The sequence below is a fragment of the Glycocaulis sp. genome (genome assembly GCF_052168375.1).
In the GTDB taxonomy this organism is placed as follows: Bacteria; Pseudomonadota; Alphaproteobacteria; order Caulobacterales; family Maricaulaceae; genus Glycocaulis.
The window spans coordinates 1-6,100 of the sequence record NZ_JBQLZR010000009.1; the positions used below are offsets into that span (position 1 = coordinate 1).

A 6,100-nucleotide genomic window follows, 5' to 3' on the forward strand; every position below is an offset into this window, starting at 1 on the left:
CAGGACCACGATGCCGGCCATCACGCGCGGCACGACGAGATAGCGCATCGGATCGATGGTGAGGGTGTGCAGGGCGTCGATCTGTTCGGTTGCTCGCATCGCGCCGATCTCGGCAGCAATCCCCGAGGAGACCCGGCCCGCCAGCATCAGCGCCGCGATGACGGGGCCCAGCTCCCGCACGATGCCAAGCGCGACGATATTGGGCACGAAACTTTCCGCGTTGAAGCGTTCACCGCCCACATAGATGTTCAGCGCCAGTGCCGCTCCGGTGAAGAGTGCGGTCAGACCGACCACGGGCAGCGAGAGAAAGCCGATGCGGACAAGCTGCTGGGTGAATTGTCCGGCAAAGAACGGACCGGCCAGCGCGCGAAAGACCGCCCCGGCAAACAGCGTGATGGCGCCAATTGACCGAAGAAGCGAAAGGACGCCCCGCCCCAGAGCCTGTACCGGACTTAAAATCTTTATCACCGCGCATACTCGCGTTTCAGCCGCTGTCCGAGCCGGACCAGCAATTCATATCCGATAGTGCCGGCCGCCTGGGCGACCGGCCCGATGTCTTCGCCATAAAACTGGACACGCCCCAGCTGGCGGGCAAGGCCTTCATGGCCGGTAATGTCGAGCGCGGTCAGGTCCATCGAGACCATGCCGGCAATCGGCACTGGTTTGTCGCCAAGGCGGGCCGTTCCCGCCTGCCATGCCGCGCGCGGCAAACCGTCAGCATAGCCAAAGCCTGCGATCGCGATGAGGCGATCGTCTTTCGCCGTGTAGCGGGCCCCATACCCGATCGTGTCACCGGCGCGCAGCGTGCGCACCTGCAAGATCGGCGCATCGACATGAAAGACGGGGTGAAAGGGCGCGTTGCGCTCGGTCGCCGGATTGAGGCCGTAAAGGCCAACGCCAGGACGGACGAGATCAAAATGGTAGTCCGGCCCCAGCAGCACGCCGCCGGTATTGGCAAGGCTCGCGGGAATGCCTGGAAAGCCTTTCAGGACGTCACGGAAGCGGGTCAGCTGGCGGGCATTCATCGGATGGCCGGGCACGTCCGAACAGGCAAGATGGCTCATCACCAGGCGCAGATCGTGGTGCTCTTCGCCCGCCAGCCCGGCGGCTTCCTCCACAGTCAGCCCCAGCCGGTTCATGCCGGTATCGACATGCAGGGCGTGCGGGCCGCCCCCTTCCGCGCGCCAGGCGTGAAGCGTTTCGAGCGAGCTGATGACCGGGATCAGGTTTGCGCTGACAAGCTGTGCATGCTGGCCCGGCTGAAAGCCGTTGAGGACGAAAATGTCTGGCTGGCCGCCTGTCGCCTCGCGAATGGCGGCGCCTTCCTCCGGCGTGGCGGTGAAGAAGGCCGTGCATCCGGCCTCTCGCAGGGCGCGGGCAACAGGAGCGGCATCCAGCCCGTAGGCATCGGCCTTCACCACAGCGGCGCAGCGCGCGCCGGCTGCCAGCTGCGACAGGGTGGCATAATTGCGCTGGAGCGCATCAAGACTGACGACGAGGCATGCGGGCGCGGCGCTATTCGAGGCTGGAATAGCGTCCGGAATCTTCAAGGTCGGAGAATTTGGTCCGCTCAGGGTCAAACGCCACCTTCACCGCGCCAATCGGGCCGTGGCGCTGCTTGCCAATGATCACTTCGGCGCGATTGCGAATCTCGCGCATCTCATCTTCCCAGCGAAGATGTTCCTCGGTGCCTTCTTTAGGCTCCGCGCGCTCAAGATAATAGGCCTCGCGGTAGACGAACATCACAACGTCGGCGTCCTGCTCGATCGAGCCGGACTCGCGCAGGTCGGAGAGTTGCGGCTTCTTGTCCTCGCGCTGCTCCACCTGACGGGAGAGCTGGGACAGGGCGATCACCGGTATGTCCAGCTCCTTGGCGAGCGATTTGAGCGCCATGGTGATTTCGGAGACTTCCTGCACCCGGCTTTCGCTGCGCCGTGAACCACCGGTGATGAGCTGCAAATAGTCGATGACCAGAAGATCGAGGCCGACCGTGCGCTTCAGGCGCCGCGCCCGCGCGGCCAGCGCACCGATGGAGATGCCGCCAGTATCGTCGATATAGAGCGGGATCTGCGAGATCTCGCGCACGCCGTCATTGATCTCGCCGAACTGGTTCTGGTCGATGCGGCCCTGACGGATCAGATAGCCGGGAATGCCGGTGTAATCGGCGATCAGACGCGTTGCGAGCTGCTCGGCGCTCATCTCCAGCGAGAAGAAGCCGACCACGCCGCCCTTGCCCTTGATAACGCGGCGCTTGCCGTCCGGGCCTTCCTCGAACTCGGCAGCGCGCGCGACGGCGAACGCGATATTGGTCGCAAGCGCCGTCTTGCCCATGGAGGGGCGCCCGGCAAGGATGATGAGGTCGGAGCGGTGAAGCCCGCCCAGCTTGTCATCGAGCGTCGTGAGGCCGGAGGGCATGCCCGACAGCTTGCCGCCGCGCTTGTAGGCGGCTGCGGCCACTTCCAGCGACTGGGCCAGAGCCGCAGAGAAGGGCTGGAAGCTCTTCTGGGCGGTGCCCTTTTCGGCGAGGCTGAACAGTTCGCGTTCCGCGCTCTCGATCAGGGTCGAGGCATTGCCTTGCTCGCTGGTGTCTCGGGCCTGGGAGGAAATCGTCTCGCCAATGGTGATAAGTTCGCGCCGCAGGGCGAGTTCATAGACGAGGCGGGCATATTCCGGCGCGCTGACGCTGTCGGGCGCCTCGCGCATCAGGTCGACGAGATAGACCGGACCGCCAAGCTGTTTGAGGCCCTCATCGTCGGCCAGACGGTTCTTCAGCACAACAGCATCGGCGAGGGCACCAGCGCCGATCAGCTCGCGCGCCTTGGCGTAGAGGCGGCCATGGAAGGGGTCGTAGAAATGCTCGGGCAGAAGCCAGTCGGAAACCCGGTTGAAGACCTCGTTGTCGAACAGGAGGCCGCCCAGAAACGCCTGCTCCGCCTCGATATTGTGCGGCGGGCTGGTCCCGTCTCCTCCATCGCTGGCGAAGCTCATGTCTGCGGTTTCTGCGGTCATAGTACCGGTGATAGCGGATCAGGCACGGTCACGCGAGCGGCGGGTGAGGCTTTTCCCCGGTCAAACACCGTCTGTGGAAAACTGCGCGCCGATTGAACCGGTTTGCCATTAATGCGCACCTTGTTCCCGAACGCTTGTCTGGAACCTTGATGCGCAAGACCTCTGACCATGCTCTGGACGCCTATCTCTGCGCGGCGGCTCGCGCCGGTGACGGCAAGGCCATGCGCCAGCTGGCTGAGCGCTGGTATCCGCTGCTGACCGCCCATGCCTGGCGGCTGACCGGAGCGCATGACCAGGCGCAGGACGCGGTTCAGGAGGCGTGGGTGGAGATCGTGCGCGGTCTTGCCAGTCTTCGCGATGACCGCGCCTTTGTTGCCTGGGCCTATCGCATCGTCACGCGCCGCTGCGCGCGGCTGGTGCGGGGGCGGCAGTCGGACCGGCGGCTGGCCGAAGCGATAGAGGCAGAGCCGCGTGAGGACGCTGCCCCGGACATTCACGACGAAGGAGAGGTGGCGCGCCTGAAAACTGCCCTGGCGGCGTTGCCGCCGGAGCAGCGCGCGGCGGTTGCGCTCTTCCACCTGCAAGGATTGAGCGTGGCGGAAACCGCCATTGCTCTGGACGTGCCGGCGGGCACGGTGAAGACCCGCCTGATGCATGCGCGGCGCAAGCTGCGCGAAAGTCTCGAAGGAGGCATGAGATGAGTGATGTGGATCGCCTGATCGAACAGGCGCTGGATGATGAAGACCGCGCGCTGCGCGAGGTGCTCAGCCGGGAGCCGGGCTTTGTGGCGAGCGCTCTTGGCCTGCTGACCGGCCCGCGCGCGTGGGCGCGCTGGGTGATGTTCATCAGCCAGGCGGTCATGTTCATTGGCGGCGTCTGGCTGGCCTGGCTGTTTTTCCAGACTGAGGAGGTTCTTGAGGCGCTGCGCTACGGCATCTCCGCCGGTGTCCTCTTGCTGGGGTCACTGGTGATGAAGACAGGCATGACCCCGTTCATGACCGAGAACCGGATGGTGACGGAAATCCGCCGGCTGGAACTGCGCATCGAGCGGATGCGCTCCGGCAGCTAGCTCAGGACGGGGTCTGCAAGGGCAGCGCCATGTAGTGGTGCTCCATGCGGACCCCGCCAAGGTTTACGGTTTCGGTGCGGATAAAGGTCCAGCCGCGCCGGCCCAGAAAGCGCCGGGCGAGATGGCTGGCATGGACGGAAAGATTGGCGTGCCCTGCGGCGCGTGCCCGCTCGATCAGGGCATCATGGAGCGCTCCGGCCAGGCCTTTGCCGCGCTCCTCAGGGCGCACAAACAGCATGTCGAGATGCCCGCTTGCCTCCAGCGCGATGAAGCCGGCGGCCTTGCCGTTGCGCTCGCCAATCAGGCAGGTCTGATGCTCCAGCCTGTCATGCAAGGCGGCAGGCGTTTGCAGACGGGCCGCCCAGGCCCGGCGCTGCTCTGACGAATAGGCCGGCGCAGAGCCGGTCATCACGGCGTCGTGAAAGATCGCAGCCAGCTCTGCCGCATCGCTTTGCTGGTAATCGCGAATGACCATGACAGGGTGTCTCCACCAACGAAAAAGGGCGGCCCCGTAAGGAGCCGCCCCTGATCGTATATCAGAACGGATGCGAGGCGGGAGGACTAGTCCTCTTCGCGGTCGCCACCACGCTCTTCTGCGCCTTCGGCAGAGGCTTCGAAGAGTTCGGCCGCTTGCGCATCGGCAAGGGCGCGGTCTTCTTCGGCAGCCGAAGCGATGACGTCTTCACCCTTGGCCTGGCGCTCAGCTTCGTCGGCCGTACGGGCGACGTTGACGCTGATTTCCACGGTCACTTCCGGGTGCAGGACGATGCGCACGGTGTGCACGCCCAGCGTCTTGATCGGCGTATTCAGGTCGACCATGGCGCGGGTGACAGCCAGGCTGTCGGACGAGGCTGCATCCGCGATGTCGCGGGTGGAGACCGATCCGTAAAGCTGGCCGGATTCCGACGCCTGACGGATCAGCACGAAGCTGGCACCGTCCAGGTGCTCGCCCTGGCCACGCGCTTCTGCGGCACGTTCCGCATTGCGCTTTTCCAGGATTTCCCGCTCACGCTCGAAGCGGGCCATGTTGGCTTCCGTTGCGCGCAGCGCCTTGTGCTGCGGCAGGAGGAAGTTGCGGGCAAAGCCGGGGCGGACATTGACGACATCGCCAATGGTGCCGAGCTTTTCCACGCGCTCAAGAAGAACGACTTTCATGGGGCTCTCTCCTACTCGACCGCGTAGGGCAGAAGGCCCATATAGCGCGCGCGCTTGATGGCACGGGCCAGTTCGCGCTGCTTCCTGGCAGACACCGCCGTGATGCGCGACGGCACGATCTTGCCACGTTCGGACATGTAGCGCTGAAGCAGCTTCACATCCTTGTAGTCAATGGCCGGGGCGCCCTCGCCCGAGAACGGGCAGACCTTGCGGCGGCGGGCAAACGGACGGCGCACGGGGGCGCCGATGGTGGGGATATCGCTAGCCATGGATCAGATCTCCTACTGGCGGTCGCGGCGCTTGCGCTCTTCGCTCTTGCGAAGAACGGCGGACGGCTCATCGGAGAGCTCTTCCAGGCGCACGGTCATGTAACGGATCACGTCATCGGAATAGCGCTGACGGGAATCGATGGCTTCGAGCACTTCGGCGCCCGCTTCCATGTCGATCAGGCCGTAATGACCCTTGCGGTTCTTGTTCATGCGGTAGGCGAGGGTGCGAAGGCCCCAGTATTCGGTCTTGCCGACCTTGCCGCCATTGCTCTCGATAAGGCCCTTGAGTTCCTCGAGGAGGCTCTCGACCTGAGCCGGAGAGACATCCGGACGGGCAACGAACACGTGTTCGTAGTATGCCATGTTTGGTCCCTGTTTTCCTGGGGCTGCGGCACGATGACTGCCAGGGAAGGCAGACCCGTGATGGCTCTGGCAAGGCCCGCCCCCACACCATGTGGAGCCGGTTCACGCCTGCCAGACCGCAGCCGGTGAAGGCGCGGGACATACTCTATCGGCTGGCAAAGGGCAAGCGGGGCGGTTCAGGGGTAGTGTCTCAGTTTGAAATTTCAGCACTACACTTTTTGTAGGGGCCACGCTT

At 64.5% G+C, this 6,100-nt stretch carries 9 protein-coding genes; 2 read left to right on the plus strand and 7 right to left on the minus strand.

The window, feature by feature from the left end; genetic code table 11:
- The 3 genes from ACTS2Z_RS00250 to ACTS2Z_RS00260 all read right to left on the minus strand — a co-directional run.
- Window positions 1-468, minus strand: a 468-nt coding sequence (locus ACTS2Z_RS00250; RefSeq protein WP_442571229.1) for an MlaE family ABC transporter permease, incomplete at its 3' end; no start/stop codon positions are given.
- The gene (gene alr / locus ACTS2Z_RS00255) at window positions 465-1,550 is read right to left on the minus strand and encodes an alanine racemase (protein ID WP_442571230.1); all 1,086 of its coding nucleotides are present in this window, start codon (window positions 1,548-1,550) and stop codon (window positions 465-467) included. The genes ACTS2Z_RS00250 and alr, both read right to left, overlap by 4 nt.
- Entirely contained in the window at window positions 1,516-2,988 is a 1,473-nt protein-coding gene (locus ACTS2Z_RS00260; protein WP_442571231.1) for a replicative DNA helicase, read from the minus strand. The genes alr and ACTS2Z_RS00260 overlap by 35 nt, the downstream gene beginning before the upstream one ends.
- 170 nt (window positions 2,989-3,158) lie before the next feature.
- Here ACTS2Z_RS00260 and ACTS2Z_RS00265 point away from each other — a divergent pair, with 170 nt between their 5' ends.
- Both ACTS2Z_RS00265 and ACTS2Z_RS00270 read left to right on the plus strand, forming a co-directional pair.
- Entirely contained in the window at window positions 3,159-3,710 is a 552-nt protein-coding gene (locus ACTS2Z_RS00265) for an RNA polymerase sigma factor (RefSeq protein WP_442571232.1), read from the plus strand.
- Window positions 3,707-4,078, plus strand: a complete 372-nt coding sequence (locus ACTS2Z_RS00270) for a DUF6768 family protein (protein WP_442571233.1) — start codon at window positions 3,707-3,709, stop codon at window positions 4,076-4,078. Before ACTS2Z_RS00265 ends, ACTS2Z_RS00270 begins: the two co-directional genes overlap by 4 nt.
- A gap of 1 nt (window position 4,079) precedes the next feature.
- Here ACTS2Z_RS00270 and ACTS2Z_RS00275 read toward each other — a convergent pair whose 3' ends face one another.
- The 4 genes from ACTS2Z_RS00275 to rpsF form a co-directional block, all read right to left on the minus strand.
- Window positions 4,080-4,553 (minus strand): GNAT family N-acetyltransferase, encoded by a 474-nt coding sequence (locus ACTS2Z_RS00275; protein WP_442571234.1) that lies wholly within the window; start codon window positions 4,551-4,553, stop codon window positions 4,080-4,082.
- 86 nt (window positions 4,554-4,639) lie between these two features.
- Complete coding sequence (gene rplI / locus ACTS2Z_RS00280; RefSeq protein ID WP_442571235.1) at window positions 4,640-5,233, minus strand: 50S ribosomal protein L9; 594 nt, start codon at window positions 5,231-5,233, stop codon at window positions 4,640-4,642.
- A gap of 11 nt (window positions 5,234-5,244) precedes the next feature.
- Window positions 5,245-5,502: a 30S ribosomal protein S18 gene (gene rpsR / locus ACTS2Z_RS00285; protein ID WP_036511913.1), complete on the minus strand. Its 258-nt coding sequence runs from the start codon at window positions 5,500-5,502 to the stop codon at window positions 5,245-5,247.
- Window positions 5,503-5,514: 12 nt separating this feature from the next.
- Entirely contained in the window at window positions 5,515-5,865 is a 351-nt protein-coding gene (rpsF, locus tag ACTS2Z_RS00290) for a 30S ribosomal protein S6 (protein ID WP_442571236.1), read from the minus strand.
- Window positions 5,866-6,100 lie beyond the last annotated feature (235 nt).